This is a genomic window from Aquibacillus halophilus, from assembly GCF_009649745.1.
GTDB lineage: Bacteria > Bacillota > Bacilli > Bacillales > Amphibacillaceae > Aquibacillus > Aquibacillus halophilus.
Map to the genome: position 1 here is coordinate 151,709 of NZ_WJNG01000001.1, position 25,829 is coordinate 177,537.

Below are 25,829 nucleotides of genomic sequence, written 5' to 3' on the forward strand. Positions count from 1 at the left end.
AGGATGGGGACAATGGCTAGCACAAAGGAAAAGGTAGAGGAGAAAAAATCACAATTACTGGAGCTTACACACGCTTTTAGCGATGAATTCTTAAATGAAGAATATGAAGAAATAATAGATAAATTGATCCTTAAAATGTCTAGAAAAAGAGAAGTTCCATTTTTAACGGGAAAAATTGAAATATGGGCAGCTGCAGTAATTCACGCATTAGGAACAATTAATTTTTTATTTGACAAAGACAACAAACCATATGTTTTGTCTTCACAGATCTGTGATTTTTTTGAAACAAAACAAAGTACCACTTCTCAAAAATCAAAAGTGATTAGAGACATGTTTAAAATGGGATACTTCGATAGTGATTTCTCTGTTTCAACTATACAACAGAATAATCCATTTAATCACCTAACAACAAGCAATGGGTTCGTCGTCCCTACTGAAATGGCAGCAGAACAACCTCTGACTGAATGGGAGTTGGAAATAGCCAAAATATTAGGTATTACAGATCTTGAGAAAAACAAATTTTATGATGAAGAAGAGCTGATAGATTGTTTAGAAGCAACACCGGAACGATTAACTATTTTCTATGATTATTTGCAAAGCAAAATGGAGTTCCCATTTTCAGCAACGTTAGAACAGGAAGTTGAGCCAAATAAAATCGTTGTTTATAATGTTGATTGTATTCGTTTAGACCAAGTAAAGCAATTAGATGAATATTATGGCATTCTAGTTAATGTTACCCAAGATGGAGAAAGAATCGCTATTGTTCCATTAGCAGAAATCTCCGTAGAAGAAGAGCACAATAACGCACCATTATTGGCATTGTATCACAATTGGTTTTGGACATACTAGGGACGGTTCTTTTGCTTCTTTCCTATCTAACAACAAGTTCTAAAAGCTTCCTTGAATAAAGTTAACTATTTATGTTGTCTTATTTCATAACCTTTCTTAAAGGGGCATTTGGCCTTCATTTCCAAATAGAATATCACTATTTTCGATTAGCTCTGGATCTATTAATAGTAGCTAATTAATTCCTAGTAGAATTAGACTAAATGATCGGAAGTTATGGTATAGGAACCCATTTATAGGATGACGTATATTAAATCTTTAACATTCGACCTACAAAACAGAACAAGGGTTGAACTTAAAGATTTATTCAGACCCGAAAGTAATTATATTAACCGAATTTCAACCTTGATTCGCGCGCAAATCGAGCAACGAGATATTCAGCTTCTCGGCACCTTCACATCCATCGAACCAAATCAAGACTTTTACATTGCTGACAAAGCTCTTGTTATCTATTTTGAGCTCTACGAAATAACTCCATATGTATTTGGATTCCCTATGTTTCCAATTTCCGTCTATGGATTACATGATATTATTGATGAAGATGGTCCGCTCGGTCGGATGGCTGTTAGTAATTAATTAGCCCAGTCAGATAGAAGTTGGAAATAATCTAATTTCCATAAAAATTCTTTTATATATTTCTTTAATAAATCTAACCCCAACTAATGGTATCCAATTGGGTAAAACCATTAGCTGGGGAGACGTCATTTGCTATCTTGCATTGCCTCGCGAGCCGGATTTTCCTTTTCCTCTTCTTTGCTCATCTGGTCTTTTCTTACTTGGATTCGTTGGAGTATAATTAGGCTTCTCGTCCTTATGAACAGACATGTAATATCCCTCCATCAGTTAGAATTGGCAATACCAATCCTTAATTTATCCAAACCAGATTAATTTTATGCTGGCTCATAAATACTTTCGTCCTTGTTTGTTCGATCTTCAGTTTTTTAGTGAGTAATATGCTGTCTTTCCAGTACAGAATCAGGATGGGCTGATTTTACTGGTAAATCTGTCGATATAGATTTACGATAGTAGTAATGGAAAAGAAACACATGATCAGCCAAAATCTCCCGGCAGTTTCTACGATGAAACTACTTGCTTTAGCTGGTTACACAAGGAAGTTAGGCAGCGACATTGATGATAGCGATCAAATAGTTAGTACAAAGGGTGGAGTTGCTACTCAAAAACAAGATACTAATCTAGCTTTTGTCTGTGGATTTCATACGGGTTTCCTGGTTATTCTCTATTGTTAGTGAAAGGGAAAATCTTGGATTAATTATCGATTACATCTGTTATGAGTTAAAGAATTAGTTCCACCTAAAATTATGATCAACTAAATAAGATTGTAAAGTTGCTAGCCATGCCCTGCAACTTTACAAAATAATAACGGCATACCAGTGGCTAAGAAAGGAAACTTAGATGAATCGTATAGTCAAGAACATAGGTATTATTGCTACAAGCAGTATATTGCTAGGATTAATTGGTTTTTCTATTGGTTATATTGGAGAAGATGAGCTGAAGGATTGGGTCGGAATCTTGTTTGGGGTCATTGGATTTGGAGTCGGATTTATCACTTCAATTGTTATACTAATCACTCGGTTTTTATTGAACAGTTGTTAAAAGCATTCCTGGCAAGGAAGCCTATCATTTATTGTCCTCTTATAAAGACCTGATCCGAACCTTTATAGTAGCTTAATAGTACCGGCTCTCTCCATGGCAGTAGTCACTATCAAAATTGAAAAGTCGATATAATCTATTTACTAAGAATAAGAATGTATCGGTACAAAAGTTAAAACTGCGTGCTCCTATCCTTACATAGTAACTTCAAACGGATACATACCAACATTTGTCTACGCACCTGAGCTTCCATATCCGTATCTGTTTATCTAACCTAATGCAAAATACTGATACGAAAATTTACGAGTCATTGGATCATTAAAGAGCCCCCATTATCGCTAAACCTATACAAACAAATTAGGAGGATGAATGTTATGAAAGAACTGATTTTAATAGATGACATAAGTTCGATTTCGGAAAGTGTTTTTTCTTTTAAATATAAAGGTAACGTTCTAAAAAAGGAACCTTTTACTTACAAGAAGAAGCGCGAAAAAGATGGAGAAAGTCCGTATCATTTAGATGCTGCTGATTTAGCAAAAGTTACTAAGTATTTTCCTCAAATTTTTCCCTATTCAAAGGATCGTCCCTATGGGAAATTAAAGTATCTTACAAAAAATCAGTACATTGATTTGATTAAGTATGAATTCTATCAACTAGCTCTAGACGGAAAGCTCACAAATCTTCTAGAGTGTGCTCATGACCAGACTTATACTAAATTTGATATCAATTGGGAGAAAAATAAACCAGTCAATAAGCCTTTATTTTATCAATTGTACTAAATCATTCCATCTAGACTTAGAACGTAATAGTAATTTATAACGTTGAAAATATGATAATACCATTTCTAACTTAACTGAGGGGGGGTTCTCTTATGAGTTTGATCAGTAAGACAAAAGATGATGTAATAAAATACAAGGATATGTTAAGAAACGAACAAAATCCAATTGAGAGAAAGAAAATAAAAGAACATTTAAAATTAATTAAAGAAATAAAGCGAAAAGGTATTCGCCAAAGTTCAATGAATCCTAAAATGATAGTAGCTAAGTTTTCCTACTGTACGTTCAGAGTCATTCATTTAAATGGGCTTCCTTATGTATCAAAGGGAGAAAAGATATTTTTTAATGTTGAAGAAGACCATTTATTATTTGCTGATAAAATTATCGTGAAATATAACAATATTTTAAAAGTCAATTTAGCAGAAAAACAAGGTTTTAGGCATAATACAACTGTATTATGTATTTTTTTCACTAATTCCCATGGAACTGATTCGAGTATTGAATTGAAATAACATACATCAATCCAACCCCAAGTAGTATATTTAGAAGTAAAATGAAAGATCTATATGACCTTAGTATGATAGATAATAGTTCAGTTAGAAACTAATAATAGACACCTCAGCTAATAATGGTGAGAGGATAGAAAAATACGAGCTTTGAACTGCACGAGTTTCAGTTGAAGGTACATACACAAAAGGAAGGTTCATCCTAGAAAATCCTATTTCATATATCCTATTTAATATGCGGGCCAGTTTTTGACCCTGATGGATGTGCCAACGCTATACGTTATAATGTATTTTGTGAAAAGAAAGTAATAAATAATTACACTATTACAGTAATAAGTTTGGGGAGTTAATTAAACAACTCAAATAGTTTTTTATATTCCCTTGGAAATTGTTACAAAAAGGTTGTGTCTCTCGTGTTTTATTCAATAATTATACCTGCATTCAATGAATCTAAATCTATTGCTAAAGTATTGAGAGCTCTAGTAGAGAGCTATCCTAATTCAGAAATCATAGTAGTTGATGATTACAGCACAGATGATACCGCTGAAGTGGTTGAAGATTTCTCCGAAGTTACATTAATTAAACAGCCCTATAATCAAGGGCCAATAATCGCACTTGCAACTGGCATTGCAGCTGCGTCAAATGATGTGGTCGTTACGATTGATGCTGATGGACAACACCCAATTGATTATATACCAAAACTTGTGGAACCTATTTTTACTGATCAAGCAGATATTGTTTTAGGAGTTCGCGAAAAACTACCTAGATTGGGAGAAAAAATAATAACTTTATTCTCAGGAGTAAGTGATGCAACTACAGGATTTAAAGCTATGAGGAAAACCTGTGTGGATGAGTATTACACAAATGACTTTGCTTATGGTGGGGTCTTTATATCTGTTTCAAAGAAACGTGGCTTTCGCGTACTGGAAGTTCCGGTTCCGATACAGCAAAGATTAGAAGGAGTTTCTACTCATTCCAATATTAAAATATTAACTAGATCATTTAAGTTCGTTTTGTGGAAGTTATTTAAAATGAGAAGCCTTGAAAGAATTTCAAATTAAAGGAGTGAAATCTCCAGTAATGTTGGAAACTCACTCCTTTTAATTATTCTAATATCAGTATCTTTTTTATTCAACAATCTCGAACTTTTCATCCTTTGTAAAAAAATCCTGTACAAACTTGTTTGACAAAATAAGATTTGACCAAATTTCCTTGTCATCTGATGGTTCATCGACACAATCAATTAAAGTGACGCAAAAGAACCGTCCCTGCATTATTTTTCAGACGACAAGCAGGTACAATGTTGCACCTGCTCTTTAAAATCCATACGGTTTAGTATGTTAAATATTTACTTCCACCTTTTTCTTTTAGAAGATGGTAATATTCCTAATTCTTCTCGGTATTTGGCAATCGTTCTTCGTGAGACATTGATATTTTCATTAGCAAAAATTATTGTTATCTTTTGGTCTGACAATGGTTTTTCCTTATTCTCCGTATTGATAATTTCCTCAAGCTTATCCTTTATGCTTTTGACAGATTTCATTCCACTCAGTGCCCCAAGGCCGTTCGTGAAGAAATACTTAAATTCGAAAATACCCATTGGTGTTTGGATATACTTGTTACTGGTTGCTCTACTAACCGTAGATTCATGCAAGGAAACAATTTTAGCAATATCATTTAATGTCATTGCTTTTAGTTCTGAAACACCATGCTCAAAGAAAGCAAATTGGTAATCCAAAATTGCTTTTGTTACCTCATACAATGTCGTCTTCCTATGTTCAACACCTCTTATTAATGTGACAGCATCATTCAGTTTCTCCTGTATATAGCGGTGAGCACCATTATCTTCTTCTACAAGAGCTTTATAATTGTAATTGATTGTTAAATCTGGAACTAAATAATCATTCACCTGAACTACATACCCGTTATGTTCTTTTTTAACTATTACATCTGGAATAATATAGTTAACCATTGATCTAGTAAAATCCTCACCAGGTCGAGGATTAAGCGTCTGTATGTAGTCAATCACTTCTTGAACTTCAGACATGGGAATAGAAAAAATAGCGCTGATCTTTTTATATTTTTTATTAGCTATGTCCTCTAAATAATTTTCGACTATTTCACAAGCAAGTCTGTGATGATTCTTTTTATGCCTCATTTGAATTAATAAGCAATCTTTAAGATTTTTAGCCCCTACACCGATTGGGTCAAAAGTTTGTAATAACTTAGCCATATTACCTACTTCAGCTACACTAACCCCTAGCATTAAAGCAGCTAAATTTTCATCTATTGTTAAATAACCATTTTCATTTAAGTTTCTAATTAAAAATTTAATAGTTTGCAATTCACTTTGAGTAATTGCGTCTATGAAAGAAATCTGTTCGATTAGATGCATTTCTAACGTAGTTTCATTAGATGAAGAAAGGATTTCAGCTATATCACCTGCACCAGTAGTTTTATTTCTATAAATTCCTTGCATCTCTCTCTTCCAACTAAACTCTGATTTTACATTATCTTGATAGGTACTTGAATCTGTTCTTTCTTCATATGTCTCAAGGAGAGGATTTTCGTAGATTTGTTGATTGAGAAAACCATTTAAATCGATAGCGGAATATTGAAGAATATTTATTGATTGGTATAATTCAGGAGTAAGTGCTAATTGAAGTTTCTGTTTTTGTTCTATTCTTAAGGCCATCTGCATAGCTCAATTCTCCCTTTCCCTAGTCTATCTATCATTAATAGTATTATATGCATAATACACCAACTAATGATACGATACATGTAGTTTGTGAGAAAATCTTACATCATTGAAGGTTAATTTATAATTTAATATGGACGTTTCCTTTGTTACAAGTCTTTCACTTGTAACAAAGGAAACGTCCATATTCATAAACCTTATACTTTATTAGTTCCCGCGCCACACTCTCTTATAACGTCCTCTTTATATAATCTATGAATTAAAGAAAAATTTTCGCCTAATTTACCGTTACCAATGATAAAATTATCTACTTGTGTTACCGGTATTAGTTCTTTTGTAGTACTCGTTATAAATATTTCATCTGCAACTTCTATATCTTCAATTGTTAATACTGTTTCAGATGTTAGTAATCCATTCTGACTTGCTAATGACAGCACCTTCTGCCTTGTAATACCATTAAGGATGCTTTGATCTGCTGGCGGAGTTTTTACTACTCCATCCTTAACTATAAATACATTCATTGCTGAACATTCTTTTATTTCAGCATCTCTTATAAGAAGTGCTTCATAACAACCTTTTCTCTTAGCCTTTTCTTTTGCTAAAACATTTGGCAAAAGACATGTAGATTTAATGAAACACTTTTTCCAGCGCTCGTCAGGGAAAGATTTTAACTTTACCCCTTGGTCTGGTGTGCTTATCACACCCTCATCTACTTTCCATATAGCCATTAGGTTTTGATGGGCATCTATTGGAAATTCATGGTTTCTAGATGCACTTCCTCTAGTAATTTGGAGATATATCGTCCCACTTTGCATTTGTAGCTTATCAATACCTTGAAGAACTAATTCCTCTAATTCCATCACATTTGGCGAGGCAAGCATGATACTCTCTGATGATATTAACAACCTTTGTAAATGCTCAATCAACGTATATGGCTTACCATTATATACTCTAATTACTTCATATACACTGTCACCGAACTGTAACCCCCGTTCTTCTAAAGGCATAACAGCATCATCTACTTTAATAAAATCACCATTGAAATAAGCAACTGATTTATTGATTGTCAAATCATCTTACCTCCTCAAGTCCACATGGAATTAGTTTTTTGGGTAAAACAAATTTAGCTGTTTTTAAAGGATTTACTACTTGACTGATTTTTAAATCCCCTTGGATACCAATTAATCTAATTATGTCATTGGATGCTAATTTCGGATTTTGTTTTCTTAACAGCAAAAACATGGATTCAGTAGCCAGTTCACAAGCCTCATCCATAGTCTTGGCAGATGCAATCGCATAGTAATTATCTTTATCTTCTAATACAGGCCAATCACTAAGTTTAGTTTTAATAACTTCCACTTTAATATGGACTCTTCCGCCAATTTCCACGCCACAGATAGGAACTTCCCCGTCACCCATTATTGCATGCAAGTCACCAATAGCAAGTTTTGCTCCTAATGTGAATACCGGCAAATAAATGACCGCCCCAGCAGTAATTTCCTTTGTATCCATGTTTCCACCATGTTTCCCTGGAGAAAATGTACTGATTTCTTCATCTAAGGCTACACCAATGACACCAATCATTGGCTTCAAGTCAAAACTATATTTATCATTATAAATTACTTTTTTATTTTTTATTTTTAGTTTCTTAACCTCTGGACGATCGACATACTTTTTTAATACCCCGACTCCCGGCCGAAGGTACATGGAACCCTCTTCTTCTAACTCCAATGACAATACTGAAATTTTCAAGGTATCCCCTGGTTCAGCACCATTTACATAAACTGGGCCGGTTGCAGGATTAACACCTTCTAGTTTAAAGTTTTTATCTATCGACTCTGATTTTAATTGATCCCTATAACTATCGTAAGTATGAAAAATTACTTCTTCTCCAGACTCGATAGTTTCAACTGTATCTGCATCTGGACGGAACGAATAGATGTGTTTTTCTCTAGGAATTACTTTCATTTTTGCACCTCTTTTTCCGTTGATGCACTAGTACTAACTTTCTTTTTCTTTCTATTGTGAAACTTGGTGATTAAACCTGCTATACCTTGTGGGGAAAAGCGTAACACTAAAATTAAAATTAACCCGAAAATCATTAAGTGATAGTTACCAAATTCTTTTACATACTCAGCAATTATTTCTAACGATAACCCACCGATAATTGGTCCAATAAATGTTCCTAATCCACCAATTACCGCCATTGAAATAACCATACCCATTTGAGTGATTGTTGTCATTTCTGGACTAACTAATTGGTTATAATGAGCTAAAAACCCGCCAGCCACACCGGCCATTGCAGATGAAATGGTGAAAACAATTATTTTATGACGAACAACCTTTACTCCCATGGCAGATGCCGCTATCTCATCCTCACGAATAGAACGTACAGTCAGTCCGAAATTTGAATAAACTAATCTATAGATTCCGAAGAATACCATTAAAACCACTAGACCAATTGCCGTGTAATAATAAGGAAGTTTAGAGGTTATATCTCCAAACAGTCCTGGCACACTAAGCCCCACTTTACCATTTGTCACTTTATATTCTAGGCTGATAACCAATCTAAATATCTCGGCAAATGCAATAGTTGTTAATGCTAAATAACTGTCCTTCATTCTTAAGGTTAATACTCCTAAAAATAACCCTACTAAACCAGCGACCACAGCACCGACTAGAATAGATAAAACTGGATGAATTCCTAAATGCACACTTATTAATCCAGATGTATATGCACCAGATGATGCCAATGCCATATGTGCGAAGGATACCTGTCCGGAATAACCCGCTAATAAATTCCAACTTGACGCCATCATAATAAAGAAACAAGCTAAAATTACAATATGCAAAGCATAATCATCAACAAACAGTGGAAGAAACAATGCAACGACGAGTAACACAGCTAAAATTCTTTTCTCTAGTTGTTCCATTGTGACCCTCCAAACAACCCTTTAGGTTTAACAAGTAATATTATAATCAACAGTAAAAAACTATAGCCGTCACGGTAACTAGGGGAAAGGAAAAATACTCCAAGACTTTCTACTATCCCAAGCAGTAACGACCCATAAATAGCACCTTTAATTGATCCCATTGATCCTAATATTATAATTACAAAAGATTTTATGGCTGGCACAACACCCATAATTGGGAAAACAAGAAAAACTGGCGCTAGAAGTGCTCCAGCAGCACCTGCCATTGCAGCCCCAAGACCAAAAGCAATACTACCAAGAGTCTTAGCATTTATTCCCATAATCGTACTAGCATCGCGATCTTGTGATAACGCTCTTAATGCCGTCCCAAGCCAAGTCTTATTAATAATAAACAATGTAGCAGCCATGAATATTATCGCTAATACTACGGCATAAATCCTTCCTGAACTTACGCTAAGCACTCCCAAGTCTAGTACACCACTTGCTAAAGGCTCAGGACTTTTTTGATATGGTCCAAAGACTACTAATGCACCGTTCATCAAGAAGATTGATAATCCAAAGGTTATCAATAATGCGTACTCATCTTTTCGTTCAACCTTATCTTCGTATATTGGAGTTAACAAAGCTTTCTCCATTAACATACCAATTATAAACACAACTGCGACTGCAGCAATTATACCAATTATCGGATGAAGGCCTAGCATCCGGCTAGCAATATATGAAATATATGCACCAAGCATATAAAATTCACCATGTGCAAAATTAATAACTTTCAATACACCAAAAATCAGTGTTAATCCCAACGCCATTAAAGCATAAATGAAACCGATAATTAATCCATTTGTTAGTTGTGCTAACAAAGGTACAAGAAAATCCATTTTTATCCCCCCGACTTAGAACTTTAACCAAGACTGGACAACCTCTTTTAAATTTGCCTCAACCTCAGATGCCTTGCTCTCTGATGATACACTTCCTTGTTCCAAAACATAGACATAATCTGAATAACCAATAGAGTCCCTGATATTTTGATCTACCATTAACAAAGTGATTCCATCGTCCTTTAGTCCATGTAAAATTTGATAAACCTCTTTTGCTATTTTTGGGGATAATCCAGCTGAAGGTTCGTCTATCAAAAGCATTTTAGGATTTGACATTAACATTCTAGCAATTTCGAGTGTTCTTTTTTGTCCCCCACTCATCAATCCAGCTTTTTCATTGCGTTTTTGCTTTAAAACATCGAACTTATCATACATAGCTTCTAGCTGTTGAGTAACCTTTTGTTTATCTTTCTTAAATGCCCAAGCACCCAATTTTAAATTTTCATTAATTGTAAGTTCCGGAAACACACTGACCCTCTGCAGCAAAAAGCTGATACCATGGTCTACTAGTTGATGTGAGGGCAAACTAGAAATGTCTTTTCCGTTATATTCTATTGATCCCTTTGAAGTCTTCACAAATCCAAAAATAGCTTTGAGTAAGGTCGACTTACCAGCGCCGTTTGGCCCAATTAATAGTGTTAAGTTATTCTCTCTAGCTTTTAGTGATAAATCATTTAGTATATTTATTTTTCCATAACCTGCATCTACATTTTTTACTTCTAACATGAGTGTTTATCCCCCTTTATCCAAGATACGCTTCTACAACTTTAGCATCTGAATGAACTTCTTCAGGATTACCGCTCATCAGTACCTCACCAGCTGCAATAGCAATCAACTTTGTACTAACTTCCATTATGGCGGGAATATTATGTTCAATAATGACAAAAGTTTTGCCTCGTCTATTTAATTCTAATAATGTATCGATAAATGTTTGAATCATATTGGGATGAAATCCTGCCGTTGGCTCATCTAACAATACTATTTTCGAATCCAGCATCATCGCCCGAATAAACTCTAGTAATCTCTGTTGACCAATTGATAGATTTTGCGCTTGTTCATTTTTTAAGTGTGTTAAATTAACTAGGTTTAACAACTCACTTGCCTGTTCTTCCATATCCTTTTTTGATTTTTTTAACTGTATGGCTGGGATCAACATATTTTCCCAAACTGTTAATCGTTTAAATAACCGTAAGTTTTGAAATGTTCTACCAATCCCAAGTCTTGCTCTATCTTCAAGAGGAATACTTGTAATATTCTTATCTTCGTACCAAATACTTCCCTTATCAGGTTTATGTATTCCGGTAATTGTATGAAGTAAGGTTGATTTCCCTGAACCATTGGGCCCGATAATACCAATAATCTCTTTAGGTTTAACTTCAAAATTTACATCTTTTAATGCCTGAGTCCCACCAAAGTGTTTAGACAAATTTTCTACCCTTAGCATACTTACCTCCTTAAGTTAGGAAAAGGTGGATTTCCCACCTTCCCCATATATCATTATTCTGGAATAACTATGTCACTTGTTGCTACGTTACTAGGGAAAACGATCTCTGCATCATCTGGAGCCTGATCGATTTCCGTATATTGCATGAACAATAAATCAGGTAACCAGTTATGATAGTCAGGCCCTTTTTCTAATGGGAAAGTAACTTCTCCACGTGTACCCATAAGTTTCGTTTCTTCTAATGCAGCAATGATTTCATCTGGGTCTGTGGAACCAGCTCTCTCAATAGCATCGGCTAAGATTAGAACAGTATCATAACCATGTAATGCTACGTAGGAAGGATTTCTATCAAATTCTTCTTTAAAAGCTTCCACCATTGGTTCAGTCAGATCTGTAAACTTTGCTTTTGGTGAATAAGGAGTTTGCCAGATTACATATTTAGATGCTTCACCAGTTGTTTCCCAAATTTCAGGATAAGCAGCATCAGCACCACCCATAAACATTGCAGTCTCTGCAGTTGGAGAAATACCTAATTCATGAGCTTGTTTAACTACCAAGTAAGCCCCAACACCAGTCATAATGTTTAGTAGAAGATCTGGTTCGTTATTTTCAGTTAATTCAAGTAATTGTGGTACATAATCTTTCGTTTCACGACTTACAATCGTACTATTGAATTTAATTCCCTTCTCTTCGAACTGTTGCTTCAGTAAATCAACATTACCAATACCCCAGTCACTGTCTTCGGCAATTATAGATATATTTTCATAACCAAACTCTTCGACAAATTCTACTATTCTTTTAGAGAACATCGTATTGTTTGGTGCAACACGAAATACTTGTTCGTATCCTTTTTCTGTTATCGCATCCGACCATGCTTCAGCTACAATAAACGGAACGTTGTTTCTTTTAGCTACTTCAATCTCGGCAAGTGCTGCAGAACTATGACCTTCACCTGCGATTGCTACAACATTTTCTTTTGTGATTAATTTTTCCATGGCAGATTGCCCTTTTTCCGGGGCACCTGAACTATCTTCAAAATATAATTCTAAATCTTTACCCAGAACGCCACCATCTGCATTGATTTCATCGATTGCTAACTGCATCGATTGTTGTAATTCTTCTCCGAGTTCCGGGCTACCTGGAGGGGTTAAAGGACCAATTCCACCAATTTTAATAACTTCCTCCGAAGATTCGCTACCGGTTCCTTCTGATGATGAATCCTCTGCAGAACAACCAACTATACCTACTAGCGTAAACATAAGTACCATAAAACCAAAAACTTTCTTCATAATATACCCCCTGATTTTTATTAAAAGAAAATAAATTTCCCTTGCTTATATACAAGCAATTATCATGCCAACTTTTCATAACATTAAATATTTTCGGAAAATTCAGTATCTAAAGGTAGTTAATTGGTTTTCAAATACATTTAAATATAAAAAAGGAAGTGAGTTATTCAAAATTGAATAACTCACTTCCTTTACTGAATAGAATACTTTTTAATTTTCCTACTAGCACTTGCCTGGCTAATACCCAGTACTTCAGCTATCTTTACAGTAGTACTATACTTTTTCAATGCCATTTGTACTAGTTGTCTTTCGGTTTCTTCAACCGCCTTTGGTAAATTAATAATATGATTTACTTTGATGTTAGGCGTATCTGAATCTATTGATTCGGATATTGATAACGGAATATGATCACTTGTTATGACGTCACCATTTGAGGTTACTACTAAACGCTCCACAAGGTTTTCTAATTCTCTAACATTACCTGGCCAATCATATTGTTCAAATATCTTATAACATTTCTCACTTAATTTCTTATTCAATAAATATTTTTGAGAAAAAATATCCATAAAATAACTTACCAATATTGAAATATCCTCTACCCTTTCCCTTAAAGAAGGAACTTCAATTGGAACTACAAAAATTCTATAATATAAATCTTCCCTAAAACTATTCTCAGCTACCATCTTTTTCAAATCTTTATTTGTTGCTGTAATTAAACGAATATCGATATCGATTGGTTTAGAACCACCAATACGAGTTATTTGCTTTTCCTGCAATACATTCAGTAATTTAACTTGGAGGTTGATTGGTAAGTCACCAATTTCATCTAAAAATAAAGTTCCGCCATTGGCTTTTTCAATTAACCCTAACTTACCTTTTTGGTCTGCTCCCGTGAAAGCACCTTTATTATAGCCAAAAAGTTCTGATTCAATTAGATTTTCTGGAATAGCACCACAATTAATGTGTACAAAATCTTTCTTATTCCGAAAACTATTTTCATGGATATATCTCGCTAAAACGCCTTTACCAACTCCTGATTCACCTAACAAGGTCACAGATGAATCCACTTTTGATAACCTCTTTGCTAAATCTACGGTTTGGGTCATAATTTCACTTCTGAATACTAGTGAAAGATGGGCTTCATTATTATTCTCTGTATATTTTTTGTTTATTTCTTCAAAGTACATAGAACCTAATTCTTTTACTGCTTTTAATTCATCAATTAATTTTTCTTCATTCGTAATATCGGTAGATACATTAACAACACCACTAAATTTTCCGGAGGCATCATAATATGGAAATCCCTCAACAAACAACTTACGATCATTAAAAGTATTTTGAAGTGTAGAAACTTTTTTCTTTGAACTAATAACTTGTTTGGTAATAGAAGGCTTGAAATATCCTAAATCATAAAACTCTTCGATGTTCTTCCCAATCATCTCCAAGGGGCTAATTCCGAAGAAATCTTCATAGTTATCAGAACAGTATAATGTCGTTCCCTCTTGGTCTGTAACATGAACAATGTCAAACATCGAATTGATAATAGATTTGAAATCCAGATATAATTCTTTGCCGTTAATTATAATATGATGTCGTTTCATAGTAACCCCTCTTTGTGGTGCGATATTATATCTAGTAATATATTATTTCTATTAAGGTTTGTTGTATAGTCAAATGCATGCAACACCTAAAATAAAACAGAAAGTCATCGTGATACCGTGCAGCTTAATGTCGACTAAAACAGTTTAAACACACGGGACAAATTCACGATGACTCATAAAAATTCTACCATCACTCCTTCAATTTATGCTAATATCAGTACCTCCTCCTTCAACAATCTTGTCCGCCAAAATAACGAACTAATCCAGCATGCTTGTCATCTGGTAGTTCATCGACATTCAAAAATGACGCAAAAGAACCGTCCCCTAGTTTTTTGCAACTTCTTTCTCAAGTGCTTGTACTTTTTTCTCTAATTTAGCTTTTTCGATTTTGAGTCTTCCGTTTTCTGCTTTTAGATCTTTAACTTGTTGTTGGTATTCCTCAGTTGTTGTTGTTTGTTCTGTATCTTTGGTAGTAGTTTCATTTTCATCAGATGAAGTGCAGCCTGATAATACAAGAAAACTAATAACAAATAGAATAACGATCCATTTTGTCTTTTTCATCTTTTTGCTCCTTTTACATAATCAATAATCTATTATATCAAAACATTAATACAGAGAATATCCCTCCTGTTTATAGACAAGAGGGATATTCTTGATTTTATAACTGTCTTCTTCTACTTAGAGCGTATAACAATATACCAGTTACTAGAAATAACATACTAATGAATAATAAATTAAACGTATTAGTAGCAGTATCTGGTAAGTCTCCTGATTTTGAAGAGTCTTCCTTTGATACTTCTTTGTTTGTATCTTGATCTTCAGTTTGTTCGTTATCTTCTTCTCCTACTGGGGTTTCTGTGTCCTCAGTAACTTCTTCCCCTACTGGAGTTTCAGTATCTTCGCTACCTTCTTCTCCCACTGGAGTTTCAGTTTCCTCGTTACCTTCTTCTCCCACTGGAGTTTCAGTTTCCTCACTACCTTCTTCTCCTACTGGAGTTTCGGTGTCCTCGCTACCTTCTTCTCCTGCTGGAGTTTCAATGTCCTCGGATCCTTCTTCTCCCGTCGGAGTTTCAGTTTCGTCTTGTGTTTCTTCATCTGTTTCCGCACTTAATGTCGTAAACACACTTTCAACAGAAGCTTCTAATGATTTGCCTGAATAGTCTTGGATACTTTGATCAATTACCACTTTATAAGTTTCGTTTGGATTTAGATCTGAAGCTGGATTCCAAACGATTGTTTGTGATAATTTTTTCGTTTGATCCTCTTCATAATATCCAGGTTTTCCTGGTGTTTGTTTATAGCCGTTGATACCTTCTAGCACAAATTGACCTTCAACTAGTTGATCATTGCTATTGTACACCTTAATTAAATCGTCAATAGTTGCTTCATTCATTAAACGGTCAAACTCTATTGTTACGGAACCATCTAAAGCAGCATCAGTTCCTCCATCTACTGGTGTAATAGAGTTTACTATTGGTTTAGCTATTCTAACTAATGGAACATTTAATTGTGTTTCTGCTGGTGGTACAACAACAGTTCTACTTGTATATGTTTCGTAATCAGCTTTGCTGAAGATAACACGCCAGTTTCCTTCAATAACATCCCAACCGTAACGTCCGTCTTCATCCGTTACTTGCGGGTTTATTTGGTTAAAGAATTCAGCATTCCATTGTTGCCATCTTGTGCCAACTTGCTGCTCAACAACAGCTGTCGCACCTTGTAGTCTGTTATCCATACTTCCTTCAAACACATATCCTGATGGGTCAATTAAGACGATAACTTCCATTAATGGAACGCGAATCACTTCTCCATTTACTGTGTAAGAAAGTTCTAGTAATTGTTCTCCATAAGAGCTCCAATCGCCAGGGATAATACCACCGTAGTTTTCCCCTTCTTTAGTTAACTCGTACTCTTCACCAAGGAAGTGAATAGCTGCGGAGTCAACCTCGCCAGTAAAACCAACAGTAATATCAATTGGTGTGAATTCCACAATAGCAGTCGTTACAATACCAGTGTTAGGGTTTATTGTAATGTTTTGGTTCCAACCAGCAGATATATTTACATCATTAAATTCTACAATGTCTGGTTGATAGTCTATTGTTACTGGTTTTGAATAGGATACATTTTCTCCTTGTGAAACCTTCGCAACTAATTGATGTGTACTATTTTCACCAATTGTAGTTGGTAAGGAAACATCTGCATACCACCATTTGCTGTTAGCAGTTGTTTCAGCTAACAATAAGTCACCATCATAAATTTTAACGGTTGCTCCTGGTTTCGCAGTTCCGTAAACATTGATGTCCGATTGCGCTGTTATTGCAGGCGCAGTTAACGAAACAGATAAAACATTTGTTGTCGCAGTATATGATTTTAGATTATCTTCTCCTAAAGAAAGATTCGCAGTAGAAATAATCGTTGACTGAGTTACTTCTTCACTAACGTTCACTTTAAAAGTGATTGTCCCTGCTTGTCCCACCTCTACGTTAGGAATTATAATATTTCCTCGATCTAATTGAACAACTTGGCCATTCAGTAGAACCGATTCTTCGTTTAATTCAACATTAGTAGGTAGATTAAAAGAAACCTCTACATTTTCTGCCGAACTATCGCCGTTATTTTTAAAATTCAGGCGATAATCTAACGTTTGACCAGGTACAACCGTCTGTTTAGCAGCGGTAAAACCGTTACCTTCTCCTACAAAGCTTCCTTCACCTTCTTGTTCAAGAATAATAGTGTAAGGATCTGCTATCGGAGTAACGTCCGTAACCTCTACATTAGGAAGATTATATGCTTCCGTTTCTATCCTGTATGTTCCATCTTCTACATTTCGAATTTTGAAGTAGCCCTCTGCATCAGTTCTTGCCCAAAGAGAGCTCCACTCCTCATTTTCTACAAATAGGTATACATTCACATTTTTAGCAGGACTTCCATCTTCTTTCAGAACCTTACCGTGAACATATTTTTCTGACAATAACTCGACAGTACCGAGATTAAATTCGTTATCCACAAATTCTTCAGCAGAAACCTCAATAGTTTTTGATTGGTAACCTTCCATTGATAATTCTACCATCAAATCTTCTGCTACAAGTCCATCGATAGTCAGGTCTTGTTCACTTGTTTGACCATACTCATATATGTTATTTCCACTTACATAGTAAGATACACCTACAAGTGGACTTCCTGAGTTATTTACAACATTACCAGTAATACTTGCCCCAGGGCTCATCGTTATCGTAATAACGTCACTATTTTCTTGAACTTCTACATTTGTTTGGTTATACGTAATGTAGCCAGGTGCACGTAGATTCAGTTGATACTTGTACTGGTCTGTAACAACGACATCTTCTAATAAATATTCGCCAGCTTCATTACTTTCATTCCATAGGTAATAATCACCAAACTCATAATTAAATGCATTCATGACATCGTAACTATAGAAAGATAGATCATTAATTTCTGTAACTGGTTCATCATTTTCATCTACAACTTTAATCGTTACATCTTTCGTCTCAGCTTCTAACTGATCAACAGTAATAGTGTATGCTTCTTGGTCACTTAAAATCGAGACTGTTTGTATCGTGTTTAAGTAACTATCTTCTCCGTACACAATAACCTCATAATCACCAACAGGTAATGTAACTGTTTCTGCTGAGTCATACCAGGATCTAAAGAAGCCATCCTCATCCGTCTGTCCATATAAATATACGTCTTGGTTATTTTCTCCTAGACCTTCAATTGAATATTCTAGTCCTCGATCAATAACTTGATTGTCTTTATCTTTTGCCTGTAATTTTACTTGTTTCACATCTTCTTGTGCATGTGCGGTTAGAACTTGATCACCCGCTGTAGCTATGACTACACCATCATCATTAACCGCATCAACATGAACGATATATTCCGTATTTGGATTTAGTAATTCATACGTGTAACTCTGCTCATCAGAAGATACAGTTTCAACCTTTTCACCATTGATATATAAATCAAAGTGGTCTACTGTAGTTGCATTATTCAACCACCATTCAATCTGTGCTGTAGTATCCGTCACAGATTCTACATACACATCTAAGGACGGTGCAATAACTTGATTATCATACGTTACATTTACACCAGCAGATTGTAATGTTTCAATTGCCTCTAATGATTGTGTGTTTTCAAAATCTAATGGCAAACCATTTAAAAATAGATCTGTTAAATTCGTTAATGTAGCTAAACTACTTACATCTTCGGATGGATTGTTAGCTAACCATAATGTTTCTAGGTTAGATAATCCAGCTAAAGGACTAACATCTGTAATATTATTTGTGTCTAAATCTAAATAGGTTAAGTTTTCAAGATTTGCAAGCGGACTAATATCAGAGATATTGTTCTCCCATAATATTAAGCTAGTTAAGGATGTTAATGACTCTAAAAGGCTAATATCCGAAATAGCATTATCATAGAAATCAATATTACTGAGATTAATAGCATGTTCTAGACCCGTTAAATCTTCAATACTATACCCTGATGCTGGCAAGGAGGTTAAATTTTCAAGATCACTCGTATAAAGTTCCCGATCATAAATACCTAATGCATCACCGATTGCTCTTTTAAGATTTTCATCATTAAAGGTCACCACTTCACCTGTAATTTCATCTGAATTACCAGTAAAACTAACCTCAATCGGTTGATTGATATGGTCTACCCCGTCGAGAACTTCAATCGTATAAGTCGGATCCAATAAATCACCCATAGGTGTATATATAAATAACTGATACTCACCTACTGGTAAATCAAACACAGTGTTGTCCTCAAAATTAGTCAGGAAACCCTCTTCATTCACATAACCGTTTTTCGAAACACTGACATTTGTTTGACTAATACCTTCTAAAAGAAATTCATGATAACCTTGATCAGAAGTTGGCATATCTAAAATTTGAACTTGTACTTCATTAGCAGTACCGACACCTTCTGTCCAAACTTCTGTCCAATCTCCCGCTGTATTATCATTAGGTAGATGGGCAAGAACTTCAATCGCATATCTAGTATTAGGTTCAAGCTCTGAAAATGTATAGGATGTTGTTTCTGAATCAACAAATACACTTTCACCATCTAAAATTAACTCGTACTCTTCTACAACTTCAACATAATCTGATACATACCAGTCTATCGATATGGAAGAGTCACTAATTTCAGCTATTGCAATGGATAGATCTTGTTCTTCATACCCATCATAATGCACGTTTACTCCCGCTTCCACTAGTGCTTCGGCAGTACTATAATCCGATATTGGATTATCAACTAGATACAATGTCTCAAGATTCGTTAAATCTATTAAAGGACTAATATCAACAATTTGGTTAAATTCCAAGTCTAAGTATCTCAAATTAGTCAAATTACTTAATGATGAAACATCTTCTATTTGATTGTCCCATAAGACTAATTCGTCTAAAGCAGTGAGCTCACTTAGAAGTGAAATATCAGTAATGTTATTTTTAAATAGATTTAGATTTACTAGATTAACAGCATTTTCTATGCCTGAAAGATCGTTAATTTGTCTTTCTGGTGCATTTAAAGTAGTAAGTTGTTCTAAATCCCCATTTGTTAGGTCTCTTAAATAGATCCCAAGTTCTTCACGTATGGCTTGTTCTAGATTAGAATCTGCTATTTCAACAACTTCTCCTAATACTTCACCGCCATTTGTTCTAACATTTAAATTTTTCACATCAGCTCTACCAAAAATATGTTTTGTTTCAAATCCAACTCTATACAAAGTATCTTTATCGAGAGAAGCAAAAGAATAAGAAGTCTGATCAGATTCTAGAATAACCTCTTCAACAACCTCGAAATTTTCACCATTATCAACATAAACATATAAATTAGAAGCTGAGGTGATTTCTGAATTTTCCCAAGTTAAGTCAAAAGAATTTTCAGTAACATTAGTTACATTCATCTCAAAAGGTTGAAATGATGACAATGCTTCTTCATCTAAAATTAAATTAATTGGGTTCTCCTCGTAATTGTTATCTTCCTGAATTTCAATTTCAAATTCTGCATAACGACTAAGACTCTCTTCATCATAGAATTTAATTTTATATGAACCAATAGGCAGCTGAAGTCCCATATGTTGACCCCACATTTCTAGTGAGCCTGCATAAACAGAACCAAATTCAACAAACGTACTATTTGTCTCATCCAAACCTTTAATTTGGAAAAGGTATCCATACTCAATAGGTTCTTGAGTTGGATCAACTAACTGGATTTGTACATCGACTAGTTCTTCTTCAATCCAACTCGTCTTTGTAGTAATTAATCTTCCATATAAGTTATCTGTATCTAAAGTTGGAGTTACTTCAATATCATACGACGTATAGGAGTCTAAGTTTGCAAACACATATTCTCTCGTATCCCCAGCTAAAGTATCTACTAGTTCACCATTTAATAGTACTTCGAAATCTTCAAAAGAATCTGAAGCATCCCACTGAATAGTTATTGAACTACTAGTAGAAGTTACGTCTACTAAATGTAAAAACTCATAATTATTATCATCAGGTGATTCTTCATAATAATAAACAGATACTCCCTGTGACTCTAAACTATAGATTGTTTCCTGGGTGTTTGATCCTTCACTCAAGTCTAAATCTAATTCATATAAATATAGTTCATTTAAGTTAGTAAGGGCATGTAAACTTGTAATATCTTGAACGCCCGTATAACTCAATATTAATGTGCTAAGATTTGTTAGATTGCTTAAAGGACTGATATCTTCTAACTGCGGATTATAGTCTATAGACAGATAAGATAAGTTTGGTAGACTACTTAACGGACTTACATCTGTAAATCTATTTTCCCACAATACGACACTTTCAAGATTTGTCAGGTTAGTTAATGGGGAGAGATCTTCAATATTGTTCCCTGAAAGATCGAGTCCAACTAGATTCGTTGCATATTCTAATCCTGACAAGTTTTCAATCCCTTGATCCGTTGCATGTAAGGTAGTTAAATCTTGTAAATCCTTACCTGTAAGTTCTCGATCATATACTGCTAAATGATCACGAACATTCTCTTCTAAAATTGGATCCTCGAATGAAATCACTTTAAAAATAGATGTATTAATAAATTCATAGTAATAGATAGATTCGTTATTATCATTATCTAAAAGAGAAATAGATATTTTTCCATCTCCGTTATTCGCTAATGCTTCTTTAAACTCACCTAATGTTACTTCACCCTCTAAATGAAAAAGATCATTGATTGAAATAGAGGCAAGTCCATTGTTAAACGTAATAATAGTATCTTGACCATTAAATGTAACCGTAGCTTTCGCTATATCATTAAAAGCTTCTATTGTGAGACCTGATACGATAGATTCATCATTTTCTAAAGGTGAGTCTATCGTCCATGCCGGATCAAGAAAATTAATAAAATCAAATTCAAAATATTTTTCTTGATTATAGGCACCACCAAATCCAGAACCTTCTATAGTCCACATAATATTTTCAACTATTGGTCCTTCTACTGCAGGTTCCGCTGGCTGTTCCGGTTCTGTTGGTTCTGTTGGTTCCACTGATCCATCGGTTGTATCACCTTCGTACAATGAGGTTCTCATAAACTCATAGTAATAGGTAGATACATTACCATCTTCACCTAACAGCTGAATCTTTATTTTTCCATCACCATTGTTAGCCAAAGCTTGTTTGAATTGAGCCAGTGTTGCATCTTCTTCCAAATCAAAAAGGCTCATAAGTGGTATAAATGCATTTCCATTTGTAAAGCCAAAATAGAAACTTTGACCATTATATGAAGCTGATCCCTCTAAAGCATCTATTGATGATTCGATAGAGAAACCTTCCACGTTAGCATTATTATCTTCCAAAGGAGAACCCTCATTAATTGGATCCATGAGATCCCCCATATCTAACAAGAAATAATCTTCTTGTTTAGGAGTTGCCATCGCTACACCACCAACTACAAGTCTGATGTTATCAACTAATGGCCCGTCTAAGTCAGGTGTCTCAGTCGGCTCAGATTCAACAGGTGGTTCCACTTCTCCTTCAGAAACCTCAAAGTCTGAAGTTGTTATGGTCACTTTATTACTTTCAATCTGTAAGTTACTTACTGTAACTCCAGCAGATTGATATGTATATGTAGTATTTGGTTCTACTTCAGTATCCAAATAACTGTACTGAACAAAATCGGAATCAAGTTGCTCTTTAGTAGGTTCAACGATAGAAGCTTCTCCGTTTTTCCATATGAAAAAATGAGAAAATTCCTCTCCAACCTCAGTTTCATTGATTATCCAAGTCAATTGGTTTGAAGCTTGTCCCTGTTCAACTTGTAAATTAATAGCTGTGACATCATCATTTTCCATAGCAATTGCACTCACAGGTGAAGCAATAACTGAAAAAAGTATCACAATGATAGATAAAATGTTAACGCATTTTCTAATACTCAAATTCTATATCCCCCTTTGTAATGTATAGTATAAAAGACTCCCTTTTGCCAGGAATAAAATACACATAAAAGCATTATAGCTCATTTTACCTAGTTAGTTAACAAAATTATACAAAAAATCCATTATTTTTACAAAATATGCGTAGGGACGGTTCTTTTGCGTCCGAAAACAGCAAAAAGGAAGAATGATAGTGGTTGCTTCACAGACCCGGACGCGTCTCATTAAATAACGGGCTCTTCACTCCACCATTCTCAATAAGCGAAGGTTCACTAGTTTTTATAATTGTTTAAGCCGAGTAGCATTGGGCGAAGGAGAACGATTCACACGTGGACAAATTGAAAGGATTGTTATTGTAAGAAGAATAGCTAGTAGAAGTTACGCCAAAACACGATATCTTTGAGAATTTTATAAATTAAATACTAAGTGGAGATTGTTGAGTAGGTTGGATATAATTCTCATGCTAAGAAGGACGCAAAAGAACCGTCCCTCAATTTCCACAAAGGCCGTTGAAAATCATTAGATTTTCAGCGGCCTCATTTATACCGGGATCATTTGGTTGCATCCTAGTGTCACTTTATTAGATTGTAGATCATCCTGGTGGTTGACCACCTTTTTTGACCAAGAGAATTTCTACTGCTTCTGCTCGTTTTGAGAGCCCTTGTGTTCCAGCGACTTTCCCATTTTTGGCCCAGTCTAACCACCCGAAGCTTTGGACGTGCATTCGGTAATAAACGTCATAATGATTTGCTATTGCTCCAGTTAAGTTTATTTTAATTGCTTCAACACGTTTGCTTTCTCCTGTTGTTCCACTTATTTCTCCATTAGAAACTGAACTTAACCAGCCATAGTCTTGAACATGTGTACTGTATGAAATGCCTCCATCGTATGGGGCACCTTTTAATGTGATGAGAATAGCTTCGACTCGTTTACTTTGTCCAGTTGTTCCACCTTTTTCGCCGTCAGCGACTGAATTTAACCAACCATAACTTTGTACATGGGCTGAATAAACAACAGAAGGACTTGATAAAAAATGCCTATCTGTTGATCCTGGTGGTTGACCACCTTTATCTACTAAGACAATCTGAACAGCTTCTAACCGCTTAGACAATCCCTCTGTGCCTGCAGGTTGACCATTTTTAGCCCAATCCAACCAACCAAAATTTTGAGAATGGACCCGATAATACACATCAAAATGCTCTGCCATTTCTTCAGTCAGTTTTAGCTTGATCGCTTCCATTCGCTTACTTTGACCAACAGTTCCTGAGACCTCTCCATTTACTACATCATTTGTCCACCCGTAGTCTTGTACATGTGTCGAATAAACGATGTCTCCACTATAACTGGTGTTTTTTAATTCGATTTTAATTGCTTCTAATCGTTTAGATTCTCCAGTAGTACCGCTCACCTCACCGTCGGCCACGAAATCCATCCAACCATAAGATTGAACATGTGTCGAATAACTTATAGATGGATTCACAATAGTTTCGGAAATAGGATGGTAATAAACGAATCCATAACCGTAGTAAGGATCTTGCCCAGGCACACCTAAATCTTTTGCGTTTAAACTAAGAAGCACCTTTAATTCACTATTTGTTGAATGTGGGTATTTTTCCTTCAAAAGAGCTAACATTCCCGTAACATGCGGAGTAGCTTGTGATGTTCCGCTTTGAGATGCATAAATCCCTTTGGTGAATGTACTAATAATATTTTCTCCAGGAGCTGAGAAATCGACTTCGTTCCCTGTAGAAGAAAAGTCACTTATGTTTAGTAGCTCGCTCACAGATGAAGCAGCAATAACATTTGTGAATTTTGCTGGATAATGCACGGAATTCTCTAACCCGTCATTACCACTAGCAGCCACAAGAATAATACCCTTATCATAGGCATCATTTATCATTTGTTCTAACAATTTACTATAACCAATGCTGCCTATGCTAAGGTTTAAGATATCCATTTCGTTTGCAATTGCCCAATCTAACCCCTCTAAAATATCTTGCAAATTGCCAGATCCTGTATTATCTAATATCTTTACAGCATATAGGTCAACATTAGGTGCCAACCCAACAACATCTATCCCATTGACAGTTGTAATCTCAGGCTGTGCAGCAATAATGCCAGAAACGTGTGTCCCATGTCCGTTATCATCTTCCCATGAATCAGTGTAATCAACGGTTGAAACACCACCTGCAATAGTTAACTCGTCATGGGTGGAGATACCTGTGTCAAGTACAGCTACCTTAACCCCATTTCCTGTATAACCTTGCTTCCAAGATTCTAGAATATTTGTTGCAAGAATGTTCCATTGAGTTGCTTCTGTAGTTTCACTCGTTGTTGCATTAAAAATCTCTACTTGTCCGGTTTCTATCATACTAAAGGGGATATTTTCCTCGATATAATCAATGTTAGAATTTGACTTTAACCTTACCAGTTCATCTTCTGTTGCTGATACGGCTATAGCTGGAACTGTTTTAAACTCGTAATTCACTTCTTTACTTCCTTCAATAACTATGTCTTTCCCCTTATCATTTTTATAAACAATTATGACATCTCTCTCTTGTAATCCTGATTCCTCTGCATACACATCTGGTAAATAGTTGTTGAAAAGAATAATGGTTAATAATGCAAGAAAAGCTAGAAAGATAGAATTTTTTCTTCTCATTCTATGTTCACACCCATCAGAATTTGTTGACTCATTAACTAGAGTTATGAGTTTACTAATCAATTGTTCTTTAAAATCTCGTTAAAAGTATTATATCGTATATTATATGTATTTTGTTGAGAATTGCCGAAAATACACATAGGTAGTTACTTAATAT

General features: G+C 35.0%; 18 protein-coding genes and 1 pseudogene. 7 read left to right on the forward strand and 12 right to left on the reverse strand.

Features of this window, described 5'->3' with window-relative positions; all coding sequences use genetic code 11:
• Positions 1-12 precede the first annotated feature (12 nt).
• From GH741_RS21520 to GH741_RS00695, 7 genes and pseudogenes are all read left to right on the forward strand, one after another.
• A complete protein-coding gene (locus tag GH741_RS21520; protein ID WP_170287522.1) occupies positions 13-849 on the forward strand; it encodes a DUF6398 domain-containing protein in 837 nt (278 codons plus the stop codon).
• A 237-nt stretch (positions 850-1,086) separates the two neighbouring features.
• A pseudogene (locus tag GH741_RS00670) lies at positions 1,087-1,422 on the forward strand (RsiV family protein); the annotation flags it as partial.
• Positions 1,423-1,892: 470 nt separating this feature from the next.
• On the forward strand, positions 1,893-2,093 hold the full coding sequence (locus GH741_RS00675; protein WP_205677297.1) for a hypothetical protein: 201 nt from the start codon (positions 1,893-1,895) through the stop codon (positions 2,091-2,093).
• A 166-nt stretch (positions 2,094-2,259) separates the two neighbouring features.
• A complete protein-coding gene (locus tag GH741_RS00680) occupies positions 2,260-2,460 on the forward strand; it encodes a hypothetical protein (RefSeq protein WP_153734851.1) in 201 nt (66 codons plus the stop codon).
• 371 nt (positions 2,461-2,831) lie between these two features.
• The gene (locus tag GH741_RS00685; protein WP_153734852.1) at positions 2,832-3,236 is read left to right on the forward strand and encodes a hypothetical protein; all 405 of its coding nucleotides are present in this window, start codon (positions 2,832-2,834) and stop codon (positions 3,234-3,236) included.
• A 92-nt stretch (positions 3,237-3,328) separates the two neighbouring features.
• A complete protein-coding gene (locus tag GH741_RS00690) occupies positions 3,329-3,745 on the forward strand; it encodes a hypothetical protein (protein ID WP_153734853.1) in 417 nt (138 codons plus the stop codon).
• A 407-nt stretch (positions 3,746-4,152) separates the two neighbouring features.
• The gene (locus GH741_RS00695) at positions 4,153-4,800 is read left to right on the forward strand and encodes a glycosyltransferase (protein ID WP_153734854.1); all 648 of its coding nucleotides are present in this window, start codon (positions 4,153-4,155) and stop codon (positions 4,798-4,800) included.
• Between the two features lie 287 nt (positions 4,801-5,087).
• Here the strand turns inward: GH741_RS00695 and rpoN are convergent, their stop codons facing one another.
• The 12 genes from rpoN to GH741_RS00755 form a co-directional block, all read right to left on the reverse strand.
• Positions 5,088-6,440, reverse strand: coding sequence for an RNA polymerase factor sigma-54 (gene rpoN, locus GH741_RS00700; protein ID WP_153734855.1), 1,353 nt, complete (start codon positions 6,438-6,440; stop codon positions 5,088-5,090).
• A 194-nt stretch (positions 6,441-6,634) separates the two neighbouring features.
• Positions 6,635-7,507, reverse strand: coding sequence for an aminotransferase class IV (locus GH741_RS00705; protein ID WP_153734856.1), 873 nt, complete (start codon positions 7,505-7,507; stop codon positions 6,635-6,637).
• A gap of 1 nt (position 7,508) precedes the next feature.
• Complete coding sequence (locus GH741_RS00710) at positions 7,509-8,405, reverse strand: acetamidase/formamidase family protein (RefSeq protein WP_153734857.1); 897 nt, start codon at positions 8,403-8,405, stop codon at positions 7,509-7,511.
• The gene (locus GH741_RS00715; RefSeq protein WP_153734858.1) at positions 8,402-9,370 is read right to left on the reverse strand and encodes a branched-chain amino acid ABC transporter permease; all 969 of its coding nucleotides are present in this window, start codon (positions 9,368-9,370) and stop codon (positions 8,402-8,404) included. The genes GH741_RS00710 and GH741_RS00715 overlap by 4 nt, the downstream gene beginning before the upstream one ends.
• The gene (locus GH741_RS00720) at positions 9,358-10,248 is read right to left on the reverse strand and encodes a branched-chain amino acid ABC transporter permease (RefSeq protein WP_153734859.1); all 891 of its coding nucleotides are present in this window, start codon (positions 10,246-10,248) and stop codon (positions 9,358-9,360) included. Before GH741_RS00720 ends, GH741_RS00715 begins: the two co-directional genes overlap by 13 nt.
• Before the next feature lie 15 nt (positions 10,249-10,263).
• Positions 10,264-10,974, reverse strand: a complete 711-nt coding sequence (locus GH741_RS00725) for an ABC transporter ATP-binding protein (protein ID WP_153734860.1) — start codon at positions 10,972-10,974, stop codon at positions 10,264-10,266.
• Positions 10,975-10,990: 16 nt separating this feature from the next.
• Positions 10,991-11,692: an ABC transporter ATP-binding protein gene (locus tag GH741_RS00730; protein ID WP_153734977.1), complete on the reverse strand. Its 702-nt coding sequence runs from the start codon at positions 11,690-11,692 to the stop codon at positions 10,991-10,993.
• A gap of 53 nt (positions 11,693-11,745) precedes the next feature.
• On the reverse strand, positions 11,746-12,981 hold the full coding sequence (locus GH741_RS00735) for an ABC transporter substrate-binding protein (protein ID WP_153734861.1): 1,236 nt from the start codon (positions 12,979-12,981) through the stop codon (positions 11,746-11,748).
• 191 nt (positions 12,982-13,172) lie between these two features.
• Positions 13,173-14,582, reverse strand: a complete 1,410-nt coding sequence (locus tag GH741_RS00740) for a sigma-54 interaction domain-containing protein (protein WP_153734862.1) — start codon at positions 14,580-14,582, stop codon at positions 13,173-13,175.
• Between the two features lie 324 nt (positions 14,583-14,906).
• A complete protein-coding gene (locus tag GH741_RS00745; protein WP_153734863.1) occupies positions 14,907-15,143 on the reverse strand; it encodes a hypothetical protein in 237 nt (78 codons plus the stop codon).
• Between the two features lie 97 nt (positions 15,144-15,240).
• The gene (locus GH741_RS00750; RefSeq protein WP_153734864.1) at positions 15,241-23,013 is read right to left on the reverse strand and encodes a leucine-rich repeat domain-containing protein; all 7,773 of its coding nucleotides are present in this window, start codon (positions 23,011-23,013) and stop codon (positions 15,241-15,243) included.
• A gap of 589 nt (positions 23,014-23,602) precedes the next feature.
• Entirely contained in the window at positions 23,603-25,672 is a 2,070-nt protein-coding gene (locus GH741_RS00755) for a S8 family serine peptidase (RefSeq protein ID WP_153734865.1), read from the reverse strand.
• Positions 25,673-25,829: the final 157 nt, after the last annotated feature.

Coding starts and splice junctions, on each gene's coding strand:
- GH741_RS00745 (WP_153734863.1), bottom strand. CDS start 15,143: ATGAAAAAGACAAAATGGATCGTTATTCTATTTGTTATTAGTTTTCTT.
- GH741_RS00685 (WP_153734852.1), top strand. CDS start 2,832: ATGAAAGAACTGATTTTAATAGATGACATAAGTTCGATTTCGGAAAGT.
- GH741_RS00675 (WP_205677297.1), top strand. CDS start 1,893: ATGATCAGCCAAAATCTCCCGGCAGTTTCTACGATGAAACTACTTGCT.
- GH741_RS00740 (WP_153734862.1), bottom strand. CDS start 14,582: ATGAAACGACATCATATTATAATTAACGGCAAAGAATTATATCTGGAT.
- GH741_RS00755 (WP_153734865.1), bottom strand. CDS start 25,672: ATGAGAAGAAAAAATTCTATCTTTCTAGCTTTTCTTGCATTATTAACC.
- GH741_RS00680 (WP_153734851.1), top strand. CDS start 2,260: ATGAATCGTATAGTCAAGAACATAGGTATTATTGCTACAAGCAGTATA.
- GH741_RS21520 (WP_170287522.1), top strand. CDS start 13: ATGGCTAGCACAAAGGAAAAGGTAGAGGAGAAAAAATCACAATTACTG.
- GH741_RS00710 (WP_153734857.1), bottom strand. CDS start 8,405: ATGAAAGTAATTCCTAGAGAAAAACACATCTATTCGTTCCGTCCAGAT.
- rpoN (WP_153734855.1), bottom strand. CDS start 6,440: ATGCAGATGGCCTTAAGAATAGAACAAAAACAGAAACTTCAATTAGCA.
- GH741_RS00720 (WP_153734859.1), bottom strand. CDS start 10,248: ATGGATTTTCTTGTACCTTTGTTAGCACAACTAACAAATGGATTAATT.
- GH741_RS00715 (WP_153734858.1), bottom strand. CDS start 9,370: ATGGAACAACTAGAGAAAAGAATTTTAGCTGTGTTACTCGTCGTTGCA.
- GH741_RS00730 (WP_153734977.1), bottom strand. CDS start 11,692: ATGCTAAGGGTAGAAAATTTGTCTAAACACTTTGGTGGGACTCAGGCA.
- GH741_RS00735 (WP_153734861.1), bottom strand. CDS start 12,981: ATGAAGAAAGTTTTTGGTTTTATGGTACTTATGTTTACGCTAGTAGGT.
- GH741_RS00725 (WP_153734860.1), bottom strand. CDS start 10,974: ATGTTAGAAGTAAAAAATGTAGATGCAGGTTATGGAAAAATAAATATA.
- GH741_RS00690 (WP_153734853.1), top strand. CDS start 3,329: ATGAGTTTGATCAGTAAGACAAAAGATGATGTAATAAAATACAAGGAT.